This window comes from Nocardia yamanashiensis NBRC 100130 (assembly GCF_001613325.1).
Taxonomy (GTDB): domain Bacteria; phylum Actinomycetota; class Actinomycetes; order Mycobacteriales; family Mycobacteriaceae; genus Nocardia; species Nocardia yamanashiensis.
On sequence record NZ_BDCD01000019.1, the window covers coordinates 1 to 17,101 of the forward strand.

A 17,101-nucleotide genomic window follows, 5' to 3' on the forward strand; every position below is an offset into this window, starting at 1 on the left:
TCGGCGAGGGTGCCGAGGGCGGCGGCGAAGCCCGCGACCGTCCCGGCGTCGAACAGCAGGCGCACCGGAACCCGCACGCCCAGTTCGGCTCCCGCGCGCGCGGTGACCTGGGTGGCGAGCAGGGAGCTGCCGCCGAGGGCGAAGAAGTCGTCGTCCAGGCCGATCTGCTCCAGGCCCAGCACCTCGCCGAAGACGCGGGCCACCACCAGCTGGCGGGCGTCGACGGGGGCGCGGAAACGCTTGGCGGCCAGCACCGGAACCGGCAGCGCGGCGCGGTTCAGCTTGCCGCTGGTGCCGAGCGGGAACTCGTCGAGCTCGACCACGGCGGTCGGCACCATGTACGGGGGCAGCAGGGCGGTGAGGCGCTCGCGGACGGCGGTGACGTCGAGTTCGGTTCCCTCCGTGCGGATCACGTAACCGGCGAGGTAGTCCCCGGCGTCGGCGGTGATCAGCCGCACCGCCGCCTGCGCCACCTCGGGCAGGGTCAGCAGGGCGCTCTCGATATCGGCCAGTTCGATGCGCTGGCCGCGGAATTTGATCTGGAAGTCGATGCGGCCCAGGTAGGCCAGTTCGCCGTCGGCGGTCCACTTCACCAGGTCGCCGGTGCGGTACATGCGCGCGCCGGGGGCGCCGAACGGGTTGGCCACGAAGCGATCGGAGGTGAGATCGCCGCGGCGGTAGTAGCCGCGCGCGAGCTGCACACCCGCCAGGTACAGCTCGCCGGGCACGCCGATCGGGGCGGGGCGCAGGCGCGAATCCAGCACGTACACCTGGGTGTTCCACTCGGGTTCGCCCATCGGCACGGCGGGGGTCAGCTCGTCGGCTTCGCGGTAGGTGACGGTGACGGCGGCCTCGGTGGGGCCGTAGAGGTTGTGCAGGGTGGCGTCGCTGATGGCGCGGAAGGCGGTGACGGTCTCCACCGGGAAGGCCTCACCGGCGACGAAAACGTCACGCAGCGAGGACAATTCACTCGGCTCGGCGTGCGCGGTGAACACCGACAGCATGGAGGGGACGAAGTCGGTGAGCGTGACACCCTGCGCGGCAATGGTTTCCGCCAGGTAGCGAGCGTCGCGGTGCCCGTCCGCATCGGCGAGCACCAGGGTCGCGCCGACGCGCAGCGGCAGGAAGTAACCCCACAGCGAGACATCGAAGGTGCTGGGGGTCTTCTGGAGGTAGACGTCGGAGCGATTGATGCCGTATTCGGCTTGCATCCAGGCCATCTGATTGGCGATGGCGCGGTGGCTGACGGCGACGCCCTTGGGTTTGCCGGTGGAGCCGGAGGTGAAGAGCACGTAGGCGGGGTGCTCGGGGTGCAGGGCGGCGCGGCGCTCCCGGTCGGTGATCTTGCCGGCCCGGAACTCGGAGAGATCGAGTTCGTCGATGCGCAGCACCGGCGCGGCGTCGGTGGCGAATCCGTCGGCCGCGGTGGTGAGCACGAGTTTCGGTGCGGCCGTGTCGAGTACGTTGGCGATGCGCTCGGCCGGATGGCTCGGATCGACCGGCACGTAGGCCGCACCGGCGCGCAGGACCGCGTACATGCCGACCACCAGCTCCACCGAACGCGCCATGGCCAGCACGACCAGCGATTCCGGGCCGACGCCGGCCGCGACGAGCCGCCGGGCCAGGCGGTCGGCGCGTTCGGAAAGCTCGGCGTAGGTGAGGGTGTGCTCGCCCGCGATCAAGGCGACGGCGTTCGGGGTGCGCTGCGCCTGGGCGTCGAAACCGGCGTGCAGCAGGGTGTCGGCGACCTTCGCGCCGGTGGCGTTCCAGCTCTCCAGGACGTAGTCCAGTTCGCCGAAGTTCAGCAGTTCGATATCGCCGACGGCGCGATCGGCGTCCGCGGTGGCGGCGATCAGCAGGCGCTCGAACTTGGCCGCGAACTCGCGCACCGTGGCCTCGTCGAAAAGGTCGGTGGCATAGGTGAAGTCGATGCGGTAGCCGGAATCGAGTTCGGTCACCTCGAGGTTCAGGTCGAACTTGGCGACCGTCAGATCGAAGTCGACCAGTTCGGCGTTCATGCCGGGCAGCGCCATCGCGGGGATGCCCTGGTTCTGCATGAACAGCGCCACCTGGAACAGCGGGTGGCGATTGCGGGCGCGCACCGGATTGAGCACCTCGACCAGGCGCTCGAACGGCACGTCGCGATGGGCGAAGGCGCGCAGATCGCGGTCGCGGGCATGGCCGACCAGTTCGGCGAAGGTCTGCGCGCCCCGCACCTCGGTGCGCAGCACCAGGGTATTGACGAACATGCCGATCAGGTCGTCCAGCGCCGCTTCGCCGCGACCGGCCACCGGGGTGCCGATGGCGATATCGGTGGTGCCGGACAGGCGGGCCAGCAGCGCCGCGAGCGCGGCGTGCAGCACCATGAACGGGGTGGCCTGGCAGCGCGCGGCGACCGCGTCGACGGCGGCGCGCAGCTCGGCCGGGACGAGGGTGGAGAAGCTCGCGCCTCGGTAGCTCGAGTCCGCGGGGCGGGGGCGGTCGGCGGGCAGCTCCAATTGCGCGGGCAGGTCGGCGAGTTCGTTCGTCCAGAAGGCGATCTGGCGGGCCGCGCGGGAGTCGGCGTCGGATTCGTCGCCCAGCAGTTCGCGCTGCCAGAGCGCATAGTCGGCGTACTGCACCGCGAGGGGTTCCCAGCCCGGCGCGCTGCCGGTCTGGCGTGCCGCGTAGGCCACCACGAGATCGCGCACCAGCGGGCCGAGCGAGAAGCCGTCGGAGGCGATGTGGTGCACCACGAGCACCAGGGCGTGATCGTCGGCGCCCAGGCATAGGAGGCGTAGTCGGAGCGGGACTTCCGCGGCCACGTCGAAGCCGCGCCCCGCCGCCGCCAGCACGGTCGGCACCAGCGAGCGTTCGTCGACCTGCGTCGGCGTCAGGTCGACCATGCCGGCGTCGAGGTCCGGGAGCGCGCGGATCCGCTGGACCGGGCCGCCGGGCAGTTGCGGGTAGTAGGTGCGCAGGATCTCGTGCCGGTCGACCAGATCGGCGATGGCCGCGCCCAGGGCCTCGGTGTCCAGGGCGCCGCGCAGGCGGATGGCGGCGACCACATTGTCCACCGCGGCGGCGTCGAATCCGGCTGCGGTGGAATCGGATTCGGTGTTGGCGAGGCGGTTGAGGAACCACATGCGCTGCTGCGCCGGGGAGAGCGGGATCTCGTCGGGACGGGGACCCGCCACCAGTTCGGGCGCGGAAGCCGTTGCGGCGGGGCTGTTCTCGGCCAGTTTCGCGATGGCCCCCACGGTGGGGTGCTCGAAGAAGTCCCGCACATCGACGACCACGTGCAGCGCGTCCCGGATCCGGGCGATGGCGCGGGTCGCGACCAGCGAATTGCCGCCCAGCATGAAGAAGTCGTCGTCCAGCCCGACCTGCTCCACGCCGAGCAGGTCGGCGAAGACCGCGGCCACGGCGATCTCGGCGGCGCTGACCGGGGCGCGGTACTCGGCGGCCGAGTCGGCGAACACCGGTGCGGGCAGCGCGCGGCGATCCAGCTTGCCGTGCACGGTGAGCGGGAACTCCGGCAGTTCGACCAGCAGCGACGGCACCATGTACGCGGGCACGTGCGCGCGGGTCTCGGAAAGCACCGCGGCCGCGTCGAATTCGGCCTCGCGGGTGGGCACCACATAGCCGACGAGGGCCTGCTGGCCGTCGTCGCGGGTGTGCATGAGCACCGCCGACTGGGCGACCAGGGCGGAGCGCCGCAGCGCGGACTCCACCTCGCCGAGCTCGATGCGCTGACCGCGCAGCTTCACCTGGAAGTCGCTGCGGCCCAGGTACTCCAGTACGTCCGGGCCGCCGTCGATGGGCGTCACCCAGCGCACCAGGTCGCCGGTGCGGTACATGCGATCACCGGACGGGCCTTCGGGATTGGCCACGAAACGGTCGGCGGTGAGATCCGCGCGGCCGTAATAGCCGCGCGCCAGCTGCATTCCGGCCAGGTACAGCTCGCCCACCACACCGGGCGGCACCGGGCGCAGGTCCTCGTCCAGGACCATCAGCTCGCACTCGTCGCCGGGACCGCCCAGCGGCACCGTGTCGATATCGGCGGCGGTCACCTCGTGAATGGTCACCATGACGGTGGCCTCGGTGGGGCCGTAGATGTTGTAGAGGGTCGCGCCGCTGACGCTGCGGAAGTCAGCGGCGGTCGCGGCGGGCAGCACTTCGCCGCCGGCATAGACGAAACGCATGGAATCGGACAGGCCCTCGGGGTCCTGCTCGGCCTCGTTCACCAGCACCGACAGCATGGACGGCACGAAGAACGCGCCGGTCACCTGGGCTTCGCGCATGAGGCGCAGCAGGTAGGCGGGATCGCGGTGGCCCTCGGGGGCGGCGATCACCAGGCGCGCGCCGGACTGCAAGGTCCAGAAGATCTCCCACACGGAGGCGTCGAAGGTGATCGGGGTCTTGAACAGCATGGCGTCCGCGTCCGACAGGCGCAGCCGGCGCTGTTCGGACTGGAAGAAGGTGATGAGCGCGCGGTGCGCCAGCGCCACGCCCTTGGGGCGGCCGGTGGAGCCGGAGGTGAACAGCACGCACACCAGGTTGTCCGCGCTCGGCTGGGCCAGTTCCGGGTCCTCGGCGGGCGAGAGCAGCGGGCCGGTGGCGCCCGATTCCGTTGCGGTGCGCTCGAATTCGTCGATGCGCAGTACCGGGTAGTCGGCGTCCAGCTCGGGCTGATCGGCGGTGGTGGTGAGCAGGGCGACCGGGGTGGCCACCTCGAGCAGGTAGGAGATGCGCTCGGCCGGATGATCGGGATCGATCGGCACGTACGCGCCGCCCGCCTCCAGGATGGCGTACATGCCGACCAGCAGTTCGAACGAGCGGCGCACCGCCAGGCCGACCAGCACGTCCGGGCCCACGCCCAGACCGCGCAGATGCCGGGCCAGCACGGTGACCCGCGCGGCGAATTCGGCGTAGGTCAGTTGCGCGCCTTCGAATTCCAGCGCCACCGCGTCGGGGGTGCGGCGCACCTGCTCGCGGAACTGGGTGATCAGGGTTTCGACCGGGGCCAGCTTCGGGTCCAGCACGCCGGAGGCGGCCAGCACCGCGTCGTCGACCAAACCCTCCAGCACGGCGGTCAATTCGCCTTCCGCGCCGTCCATCAGGGCGGGCAGCTGACCCGAAACCACCACCTGCACCAGGGCTTCGGGCTCCAGCGCGCCGCCCATGGCCTCGCTCAGGCCCGCGATCTCGGCCGCCAGCACGCCGTAGGAGACGGTCAGGCCGCCGTACTCGAGGGCGGTGCGGGCGGGGTCCAGCTCGGCCACCAGCTGGACCAGGCCGGGTAGGTCGCCGACTCCGTAAGCTCGTCGCAAGGCCGTGACGCGGCCGGTTCGGGTGGTAGCGATCGACTCTGCGTACTGCATCAGAGGATTCCTTCCGACGTGCTTTCCGAACTGAGAACCAGGGTTCGGGCCTGCGCTGCGAGCGTGCCCAGGACCTGGGAGAGACCGGCCCCGCCGAGGGCGGTCAGGATGCCGGGCACCAAACCGGCGAGTGCGACGTTCACCAGGGCTTCCGGTTTGGCCGCGGCACCCATGGCGCGGGCGGTGATGCCGATCTTGTCGGCGAGCGCGCGATAGGTGACGGTGTGATCGCCGTGCGTGACGGCGATCGTCTCGGGGGCGATCGCGGCGGCGGCCGCGATCAGGGCGGGGAGGTCGGCCGGGGCGGCCGGATTCCCCGGTGCGGGAGCCGATTCCACGGCGCCCGGGCGGCGGGTGCGTTCCCGCTCGGTCCGAATGTCGATGGAGCGCACGGCCGCCGCCGGATCGGTCAGCACGGCGTCCAGCACCAGCCGCAGGCGCTGGGCCAGCAGGCGCACCGTGTCCGCGCCGAAAATGTCGGTGGCATAACCGAATCGCATGTTCAGGCCGATCACGCGACCGGCGTCGTCACGGCGTTCGATGCCGGTGAGCTGCAGGTCGAACTTGGCTTCGGTGAGCTCGGGTTCCAGGGCCTCCACCGTCAGCCCGGGCAGCGCCACCGCGCCCGCGCCGATGTTCTGGAAGGCGAACATGACCTGGAACAGCGGGGTGACCGAGGCGGAACGCGGGCGGCCGTTGGCCGCCAGTACGGCTTCCACCACGCGTTCGAACGGGACGTCGGCGTTGGCGAAGGCGGCCAGGTCCCGGTCCCGCACCTGCCGCAGCAGTTCCAGGAAGGAGAGCTTGCCGTCCACCTCGGTGCGCAGCACCACGGTATTGACGAACATGCCGATCAGGTCGTCCAGGGCCCGCTCGCCGCGACCGGCGACCGCGACGCCCATGGAGACGTCGCGCTGGCTGGAGATCTTGGCCAGCAGGATGGCGAAGGCGGCGTGCACGACGCTGAACAGGGTCGCGCCGTGCTCGCGCGCCAGCGCCGACAGCTGCTCGACGGTCTCCTCGGCGATCTCGAAATCGATTACCGCGCCACGCATATCGCGGCGGGCCGGACGCGGGCGGTCGGTGGGCAGCGCCAGTTGCTCGGGCGCGGTGGCCAATTCGTCCACCCAGAAGCGCAACTGCCGCGACTGGAGGCTGTCCGGGTCGGCGTCGGAGCCGAGCACCTCGCGCTGCCAGGCGGCGAAGTCGCCGTACTGCACCTCCAGCGGCTGCCAGCCCGGGGCGCGCCCGGCGGCCCGGGAAGTGTAGGCCAGCACCAGATCCCGGGTCATCGGAACCACCGAGTAGCCGTCGGCGCTGATGTGATGCACCACCACGACCAGCACGTGCTGGTCCGGGGCCACCCGGAACAACCGCACCCGCACCGGCGGCGCGGCGGTCACGTCGAACCCGGCCGTGACGACCTCGAACAGCCGCTCGTGAATCTCGTTCTCGGACACCGGAACCGGAATCAGCTCCAGGTCCAGCTCGTCCACGCCCAGCACCTGCTGCACCGGCTCGTCGTTCTTCTCCGGGTACCGAGTCCGCAGAATCTCGTGCCGCTCCAGCACATCCCGCAGCGCCGCCTCCATGGCCGGCAACTCCAGCTCCCCGGTCAACCGGATAGCGGCCGGAATGTTGTAGGCCCCCGACTCCGGATGCAACCGGTTCAGCACCCACATGCGCTGCTGCGCCAGCGAAACCGGCGCGAGCCCGCCGCCCGCCCGCTTGGTCAGCGCGGGCAGCAGTTCCCCGCGATCGGCGGTGGCCAGCCACTGCGCCAGCTCCCCCACCGTCGGCGCTTCGAAGATCGCCGCCACCGGCACCCGCACACCCAAGTCGGTGCCGAGCCGCGCTGCCAGCCGCGTCGCCATGAGCGAATTGCCGCCCAACGCGAAGAAATCCGAGTCCAGGCCGATGTGCGCGGCACCGACGGTGGCAGCGGGCTCCACCGGTGCGATCCCACCCGCCTCGCCGAGCGGGCCGTACGACGCGGAGATGACGGACGCGTCCGCGAGCCCTGCACCACCCACCACACTCGAAGTGCCGATCACCTCGGCGAAGCAAGCCGCCACGGCGCGCTCGAGCTCGGTGACGGGTTCGCGGTAGGCCCCTGCCAGGAACACCGGCTCGGGCAGCAGCGCCCGGTCCACCTTGCCGTTCGCGTTGAGCGGCAGGGCATCCAGCACAGTGATCGCGGCCGGGACCATGTACTTCGGCAGCTCGGCCGAGAGCGCAGCACGCAGGACCGCCGAAAGTTCTTCGCGCTGTGCGTCGGTGGCGTCCGGCACGGCCGCGTAGGCGACCAGCCGTGCGCCCGCATCACCGCCGGTGTGCGCCACGGCAACCGCCGCCGTCACGCCGGCCTGCTTACGCAGCGCGGTCTCGACCTCGCCGAGCTCGATCCGGAAGCCGCCGATCTTCACCTGGAAGTCGGCCCGCTCGACGTACTCGAGATTCCCGTCCGCCAGCCAGCGCACGATGTCGCCAGTGCGGTACATGCGCTCGCCGGTGAACGGATCGGCCACGAACCGGTCGGCGGTCAGCGCCGCGCGGCCGTGGTAGCCACGCGCCAGCTGCGCACCCGACAGGTACAGCTCACCGGGCACGCCGACGGCCACCGGATGCAACCGGTTGTCCAGCACATACACCCGGCTGTTCCACGCCGGAGCGCCGATCGGCACCGCCTGCGCGTGCCGCTCCCGCACCTCGAACGCGGTGATGGAAACCGCCGCCTCGGTCGGGCCGTACAGGTTGAAAAGCTTTGCGCCGTCGGTGCTCCTATCGAGGAAGTCCGCAGCGGTCGCCGCGGGCAACGCCTCACCGATGGCCAGCACCGCCCGCACCGAAACGGGCAGCTCACCACCGGTGAGCAACATGCCCAGGAGCGAAGGCACCGGGTGCAGCACGGTGACCCCGTGCCGCTCGATCACACCGCGCAGCCGATCCGGATCCCGCTCATCACCCGCGGCGGTCACCACCAGGCTGCCGCCGGAAGTCAGCTGCGACCAGAACTCCCACACCGAAAGATCGAAGGTGGCGGGCGTCTTCAGCATCGCGCGGTCGCTCGAACCCAGCGCGAAAGTAGTTCGCAGCCACTGCAACTGGTTGACGATCGCGGAATGCGGAACGGTCACGCCCTTCGGCAGTCCGGTCGATCCCGAAGTGAAGATGACGTACGCGGCGTGGTCTCCGCGCAGCGGCCGAATCCGTTCGGCATCTACGATCGACGCCGCCGAGAACCCGCTCAGGTCGACCCGATCGACCTCGATCACCGGTACGTCTCCGGATACCGGCGAAGCACCATCCGCCGCGGTGGTGAGGATCAGTGCGGGGCGGGCGGTTTCGAGGATGTAGGTGATGCGGTCGGCGGGGTGGTCCGGGTCGATCGGGACGTATGCGCCGCCGGCCTTGATCACCGCGTGCATGGCGATCACCAGGTCGATGCCGCGGCGCATGGCCAGGACGACGGCGGTTTCCGGGCCGACGCCGGAGGCGATGAGGCGGCGGGCGAGGCGGTTGACCTGTGCGTCGAATTCGGCGTAGGTGAGCGAGGTTTCGCCGTGGGCATCCAGGAGAGCCGGGGCGTTCGGAGTGGCGGCCACCTGCGCGTCGACCAGGTCCGCGAGGGTCGCTGGGGGCACCGGGTGGGTGGTCGCGTTCCAGGTATCGAGGATCAGCTCGCGGTGGTCCGCGCCCAGCAGGTCGATATCGCCGACGATCGTTTCCGGCTGTACGGCGATGGTTTCCAGGACGCGCAGCAGGGCGTCCAGGGTGCGCTGGGCGGTGGATTCGGTGAACAGGTCGGTGGCGTAGCCGAGGGTTAGGTCCAGGCCGTTGGGGGCGCCGGTTTCGGTGTAGCGGTCCCAGGCGAAGAGGTGCAGGTCGAATTGGGCGATGTGGTTGTCGAAATCGACCGGGGACACGGTCAGGTCGGGCAGGCGGAGTTCGGCCTGTTCGTAGTTCTGGAAGGAGAGGCCGACCTGGAAGAGGGGGTGGCGGGCTTGGGAGCGAACCGGATTCAGGACTTCCACCAGGCGCTCGAAGGGGATGTCGGCGTGGGAGAAGGCGGCGATGTCGGCGGTGCGGACTCGGGCCAGGAGGTCGGTGAAGGGGGCGGCGGCGTCCACGTGGGTGCGCAGGGCCAGGGTGTTGACGAACATGCCGATCACGTCGTCCAGGGCGGTGTCGCCGCGGCCCGCGATCGGGGTGCCGATCGCGATGTCGGCGGTGCCGGACAGGCGGGCCAGCAGGGCGCTGTAGGCGGCGTGCACCACCATGAACAGCGTCGCGCCGGTGCGGCGGCCCACCTCGGTGAGGCGGGCGTGTAGCTCGCCGTCGACCACGGCGTGAATCTGCTTGCCGCGCAGAGTCTGCCGGGCCGGGCGCGGGAAGTCGGCGGGCAGATCCAGCTGATCGGGGAGACCGGCCAGCGCCTCGCGCCAGAAGGCGAGCTGCTGAGCGGCGATCGAGGTGTCGTCGTCTTCCGCGCCGAGCAGTTCGTGCTGCCACAGGGCGTAGTCCGCGTACTGAACGGACAGGGGCGTCCAGGCCGGGGCCGCGCCGGAGAGGCGCGCGCTGTAGGCGATCATGAGGTCGCGGACGAACGGGACCACCGAGGAGCCGTCGGCCGAAATATGATGCAGCACACCGGCCAGCACGTGTTCGCCGGTGGGCTCGCCCGCGGCGTCGAGTACGCGGAGCAGTTCCACTCGGATCGGCACCTGGGTGGTGACGTCGAAGGTGGTGGTGAGGATCGCCGGAATCCGCTCGGCCAGTTCGCTTTCCGCGACCGGCATGGCGGTCAGGGCCGGAAGCGCCTGGGCCGCAGGAAGGATCACCTGCGCCGGGCCCTGCGCGGTTTCGGGATAGACGGTGCGGAGCGTCTCGTGCCGCTCCAGGACATCGCCGAAGGCGGCCGCCAGCGCGTCCACATCCAGCGCACCGGTCAGGCGCAGCGCGACCGGCAGGTTGTAGGCGATGGAATCGCGATCGAAGCGGTTGATGAACCACATGCGCTGCTGGGCGGGCGAGAGCGGCAGCCGGTCGGGCCGCTCGCCCGCGACCAGCGCGGGCCGCCGGGTATCGCCGAGGCCCGCGTCCAGCCGGGCGGCCAGCGCGCCGACCGTGGAGTCCTCGAAGAGCACGCGCACGCCGACGGTGGCGCCGAGCATGGAGCCGAGGCGAGCCACCACCTTGGCGGCCACCAGCGAACTGCCGCCGAGGGCGAAGAAGTCGTCGTCCACGCCGACCCGGTCCAGGCCGAGCACCTCGGCGAACACCCCGGCCACCAATTCTTCGGTGACGGTGGCCGGCCGGCGGTAGGCGGCGGCCTCGAACACCGGCTCGGGCAGTGCGCGGCGGTCGAGCTTGCCGTTGGCGGTGAACGGGATCTCGTCGAGCACCACGAAGGCGGCGGGCACCATGTACGGGGCGAGGCGACCGGCCAGTCCGGCCTTGACCGCCGTCACGTCCAGCTCCGCGTCATCGGAGACCAGGTAGGCGACCAGCTGATCGCCGCGCAGCTCGTGCTTGTGCAGCAGCACCACCGCACGCCGGACGCCGGCCTGCTCGGCGAGTGCCGATTCGATCTCGCCCAGCTCGATACGGTAGCCGCGCAGCTTCACCTGGAAGTCGTTGCGGCCCAGGCACTGCATGGAACCGAAGCCGGTCCAGCGCATGAGATCGCCGGTGCGGTACATGAGTTCGCCGGGCGCCCACGGGCAGGCCACGAAGCGGCCCGCGGTCAGACCGGCCTGGCCGCGGTAACCGCGCGCCATCTGCGGCCCGCCGATGTACACCTCGCCGACGGTGCCGACCGGCACCGGGCGCAACCGGTCGTCCAGCACCCATTCGTAGACGCCCGCGAACGGCGGTCCGATGTGCAGTTCGTCGGTGACCGAGTACGGGTTGGCGGCCTGCGACACACAGGTGGTCTCGGTGGGCCCGTAGACGTTCACGAAATCGCGGCCGGCCTCGGCCCAGCGGCGGGCCAGTTCGACCGGGCAGGGTTCGCCGCCGACGATCGCCACCCGGGTGTCGGGGGCTTCGAGGGGGTCCACGGTGCCGAGCGCGGACGGGGTCATGAAGGCGTGCGTAACCCGGTGCGTGCGCAGCACTTCGGTGAGCTCCGCGCCCATGGTGGCGTGCGGCGGCGCGATGACCAGCGCGGCCGCCGAATCGATGGCCATGGCGATTTCGCCGACCGAGATGTCGAACGCGGGCGAGGCCACGTGCAGCACGCGGGCCGTCTGGTCCAGGAAGAAGTGCTGTGTCTGCCCCGCCGCGAAGCCCGGGATGCCCGCGTGGGTGATCATGACGCCCTTGGGCAGCCCGGTCGAACCCGACGTGTAGATGCAATAGGCCAGGTTCGCGGGATGCAGCGGGCGCACCCGCTCGGCGGGGTCGATCGGCGTGTCGGCGAATGCGGTTAGCGCCCCGTCGAATTCGGCGTCGTCGACCACCAGCCAGGTGAGCAGGCCGGGGAGCCCGGCGGCCGCGGCCGTCACGGTGAGCCCGTACGCCGCCCCGGAATCGGCCACCATGCGTTCGATGCGGTCGGCCGGATACGCCGGATCGACCGGGGCCCAGGCGCCGCCGGACTTGGTGATCGCCCACACCGCCAGAATCCACTCCAGCGACCGCGGCATACCGACGGCGACCAGATCGTCGGCGCCGACGCCGAGCGCGATGAGCTGCCGCGCCAGTCGATTCGAGCGGCGGTCGAGTTCGCGGTAGGTGATCTCGCGGTCGCCGTCCACCACGGCGATACCGTCCGGATTGGCCGCGACGGCCGCGGCGAGCAGGTCCGGCAGTACCGCGCCGGTCTCGACGGGTCCGCCGGAACGTGTGGTGAGGTCGGCGTATTCGGCGTCGGACAGCAGCGGCAGGGTGTCGAGCACGATGTCCGGGTCGGCGGTGACAGCCATGAGGAACCGCTCGAATCGGGCGGCGAAGACGTCAATGGTGGCGGGGTCGAACAGATCTAGCGCGAATTCGATCTCCGCGTTGATCCCCGCCGGTGCCGGACCTTCCCCGGGACCGGCACCGACGAAGCTTTCGGTGACCGCGACCGAAAGGTCGAACTTGGTCACTCCGGTGTCCAGCGTACCTGCCGTGGCAAGCAATCCGGGCAGTTCGACACTGATATTCCCGGATGCGGTGAACGACAGGGCAACTTGGAACAGCGGGTGCCGGGCTTGCGAGCGTGGCGGATTCAGGGCCTCGACGAGTTGCTCGAAGGGGACGTCGGCGTGCGCGAATGCGGCGAGATCGGTGTCGCGGACGCGGCGCACGAATTCCCGGAAGCCGCGGGTGCCGTCGACCTCGGTGCGCAGCGGCAGGGTGTTGACGAACATGCCGATCAGGTCGTCGAGTTCGGGCGCGCCGCGGCCGCCGACGGGGGTGCCGATCACGATGTCGGATTCGCCGGACATGCGCGCCAGCAGCACCGCCAGTACGGCGTGCAGGAACATGAAGGTCGAAACACCCTCGGCGCGGGCGGTTTCGGTGATGCGGGCGTGCAGTTCGGCGGGCAGCTCCACGGCGCGCTTGCCGCCGCGGCCGGTGGCGATCACGGGGCGCGGGCGGTCGCCGTTGAGGTCGAGCTGGTCGGGCGCGCCGGCGAGAGTCCGCCGCCAGAAGTCCAATTGGGTGGCGAGCAGGGATTCCGGATCGTCGGCCGCGCCGAGCCGATCGCGCTGCCACAGCGTGTAATCGGTGTACTGCACCGGCAATTCGGACCATTCGGGCGATTGCCCGGCGGTGCGCGCGACGTAGGCCAGCATGAGATCGCGGGCCAGGATGGGCAGCGAAAGGCCGTCGGCGGCAATGTGATGCAGCACCATGGCCAGGGCGTAGCGGGGCTCGTCGGCGGATACCGAACTGGTCGGTACGAAGTCCGGGGCGGCATCCAGAACGGTGAAAACGCCCGCGCGGAACGGGATCTCGGCGGCCAGATCGAAGCCGCGGCCGGCGAGATCGGCCAGCGCGGCGTCGAGTTCCGCGCCGTCGGTGACCACCCGGTGCTCGACCAGATCGGACCGGTCGGTCAGTTCAGAGACCGGCAGCACCCGCTGATACGCCTGCCCCTCCGCGGTGAACGGGAAGACGGTGCGCAGGGATTCGTGCCGCGCCAGCACATCCGCGACCGCGGCGCGCAGGGCCGGCAGCTCCGCCGCGCCGCGCAGCCGCACCACGAACGGCATGTTGTAGCTGGCGTCGGTGACGTCGAAGCGGTTCAGGAACCAGATGCGCTGCTGCGCGGGCGAGAGCGGCACCAGCTCCGGGCGATCGGCGCCGTGCCGCGGGACCAGCGGCAGCGCCACCGGATTCGCGTCGGCGTCCAGGAACTGGGCGTCGATGAGCGCCGCGAGTTCCGCGACGCTGGTGGCCGCGAACATCTCGCGCACCGTCAGCCGGGATCCGAGTTCGGCATTGAGCCGCGCCGCCACCTGGGTGGCGATCAGGCTGTTGCCGCCGAGGGCGAAGAAGTCGTCGGTGCGGCCGACCCGTTCGGCGTCCAGGGTGTCGCCGAACACCCGCGCCACGGCCTGCTCGACCGTCGAGACCGGCGCTTCGTAGCGCGCGGCCACCCGCACGGGCGCGGGCAGCGCGGCCCGGTCCAGCTTGCCGGAGGCATTGAGCGGCAGCGCATCCAGCACCACGAACGCGCTGGGCACCATGTAGGCGGGCAGGGCGCGCGCGGCGATGGCGCGCAGCCGGGTGTCCTCGATCGGCCGGTCCGCCACCAGGTAGGCGACCAGCTGGTCGTCCCGCACGACGACCACCGCGCGCTCGACCTCGTCCAGATCGGCCAGCACCGTCTCGATCTCGCCCAGCTCGATGCGCAGGCCGCGCACCTTCACCTGGAAATCAGTCCGGCCCAGGTACTCCAGTTCGCCGTCCTCGGTCCAGCTGACCAGATCGCCGGTGCGGTACATGAGCTCCCCCGCGGCGGCGAAGGGGTCGGCGACGAACCGCTCGGCGGTCAGTCCCGGTCGCGCCACGTAGCCCCGGGCGAGCTGAACCCCCGACAGATACAGCTCACCCGGGGTACCCACGGGCACCGGTCGCAGCCGTGCGTCGAGCACGTACAACCGGGTGTTGAACACCGGCGCGCCGATCGGCACGGACACGGTGTCAGCGGCCGTCACCTCGTGGAAGGTGACGTCGACCGCGGCTTCGGTGGGACCGTAGAGATTGTGCAGCCTGGTACCGGTCAGCGTACGCAGCCGCTGGGCGGCGGGCGCGGCCAGCGCCTCGCCGGAGGCGAACACCTGCCGCAGCGATCCCAGGCCGGCGGCGGCGTCGGCGTCCAGGCCGGACAGGAAGACCTCCAGCATGGAGGGCACGAAATGCGCGGTGGTGATGCCGTACTCGGCGATGACCGTGCGCAGGTAGGCCGGATCGCGATGGCCGTCCGGCTGCGCCAGCACCAGCGTCGCGCCGATCTGCAAGGGCCAGAAGAACTCCCACACCGATACGTCGAAGGTGGCGGGGGTCTTCTGCAGCACCACGTCGGCGGCGGTCAGGTCGTAGGTGCGCTGCATCCACACCAGGCGGTTGACGATGGCGGCGTGGCTCACGGCCACGCCCTTGGGGCGGCCGGTGGAACCCGAGGTGAAGATGACGTAGGCGGTATTGGCCGGACGCAGCCCGGACCGGCGCTCGGCATCGGTGATCGGGGCCGGTGAGAAGGCGGACAGTTCCAGCTCGTCCAAGGCGGTGGCCACGACGGACTCCGCCGGGCGATCCGCCGACACGGTGAGAACCATTGCCGGAGCGGCGGTTTCGAGAATATGGCGAGTGCGCTCCACCGGATGATCCGGATCCAGCGGTACGTAGGCCGCGCCCGCCGCCTGCACGGCGTACATGGCGACGACCAGTTCGGGCGACCGCCGCAGGTGCAGCGCGACCAGGTCTTCCGGTCCGACGCCCTGCGAAATCAGGTACCGCGCAAGGCGGTTCACCCGCGCCGCGAATCCCGCGTAGTCGAGATCGCGTTCCGGTTCGCCCGCGAAACGCACCGCGCTCGCGCCCGGCGTGCGCGCGGCCTGCGCCTCGAACATCGACACCAGGGTCGCGCGCTCGTCCCGCGCGTGCCCCGTATTGTTCCAAAGCCGCAGCACCACTTCGCGTTCCAGCTCGGTGGCGACGTCCACACCGGCGATCGGGGCGGCCGGATCCAGCTCCACCAGGCGCTCCAGGAAGCGCAGGAAACGCGAATGATGCCGGGTCAGCTCGCTGGCGCTGTACAGGTTCGGGTTCACCTCGAAATCGAGGTGCACGCGGTCGTTGTCGCCGTAGAAGACATTGAGGCTCAGGTCCTCGATGGGCCCGGTCGACATAATGTGCAGCCGCCCGCTCAGCTCGCCGAAGTCCAGGCGGTTGTGGAACAGCATGATGTTGACCATCGGCCCGTACAGCGCCCGCGAGGCCGGTCGGCCCTCGCGCTCGGCGTCGTCGCGGCGAATGTCCTCGTGCCGGTAGCGCTGATGCCGCAGCGCGCCCGAGACCTCCACCCGCATGGCGGTGAGCAGCTCCGCCCAGCTGGTGGTGGCATCGAGGGAGATGCGCAGCGGGACGATATTGGAGAGCATGCCGACCGAGCGCCGCATGACCGCGGTGGTGCGCGCCGTCACCGGCAGGCTGATCACCACTTCGTCCTTGCCGGTCATCAGGCTCAGGTAGGCGGCGAAACCGGCCAGCACCACCACCGGCAGCCCGGAATCACTCTGCGCGCCAACGGCTTCGATGCGCTCCTGCAGCCGCGCCGGCAGAGCGGTGCCGTACACGCGATTACCGGCGCTGCGCGGCGCGGTGCGGGTGTTGAGGGCGGTGGCGCCGTCCAGGCCGCGGGTGCGCTCGGCCCAGTAGGCGCGGTCGGTGCGGAACCGGCTGCTCTCCCGGTAGTCGAACTCGCCCTGCACGATCTCCTGCGGCGTACCGGGTTTCACCACTTCGGGCTCGAGCCCCTGCTGCAATGCGGTGTAGCGCTTGGCCGTCCACTGCATGACGCTCATGGCGGCGTAACCGTCGCCGACGATGTGGTGCGCGCGCACGAACCAGAAGTAGCGGCGCTCGGCAACCTTGATCAGGGTGGGCGCGAACAGCAGATCGGTCAGCAGGTTCACCGGCCGCACCACTTCGCCGCGCATCCATTCGTGCGCTGCCGCAACGGGATCCGCCGCATCGGTCAGATCCAGGTAGCCGTGGTGCGAATCCTGGTCGGACTCGTCGAGGTACTGAACCGGCTGCCCGTCGATCTCGGCGAAGCGCAACTGCGAGGAACGCCAGACGTTCACACCCTCCCGGGAGACGCGCAATAGCAGTTCGACATCGAAATCACCGTGAATGTCCACGTATTGGGCCATGTTCACCGGGACTTCCGGCTCGAGCAGCTGCGCGTACCAGAGACCGACCTGCGCGGGGCCGAGCGGGAAGGGCTCGGTGGCGCCCGGCGGAAGCGCCGCGGCGCCGGCGGACGGCGCGCCGGCCTGCTGCGAAACCTCTTCCGGAACGGGCTTCCCCAACTCGGTACGGTGCACCAGAGCCTCCCTTTGCTCTCACGAAATACTTTGTGGCCGAAGCGTTTTCGGGGTGCACGAAATAGACCTGAGATACCGGTCTGCCGGTGCCCAGGCCGCGGTAAACCGCACTGCCCCTGATGGATTCGACGAATACGCGCCACGTCCGGCGCGGACGTGCGCGTGGCTGATCAAACTAGTACGCGAAAC

General features: G+C 70.5%; 2 protein-coding genes. Both read right to left on the reverse strand.

Annotated elements, in window-relative coordinates; genetic code table 11:
* A partial coding sequence (locus NY1_RS21590; protein ID WP_157762422.1) for a non-ribosomal peptide synthetase occupies nt 1-5,363 on the reverse strand: 5,363 nt, incomplete at its 3' end.
* Nucleotides 5,363-16,912, reverse strand: a complete 11,550-nt coding sequence (locus NY1_RS21595) for a non-ribosomal peptide synthetase (protein WP_067716331.1) — start codon at nt 16,910-16,912, stop codon at nt 5,363-5,365. The genes NY1_RS21595 and NY1_RS21590, both read right to left, overlap by 1 nt.
* Nucleotides 16,913-17,101: the final 189 nt, after the last annotated feature.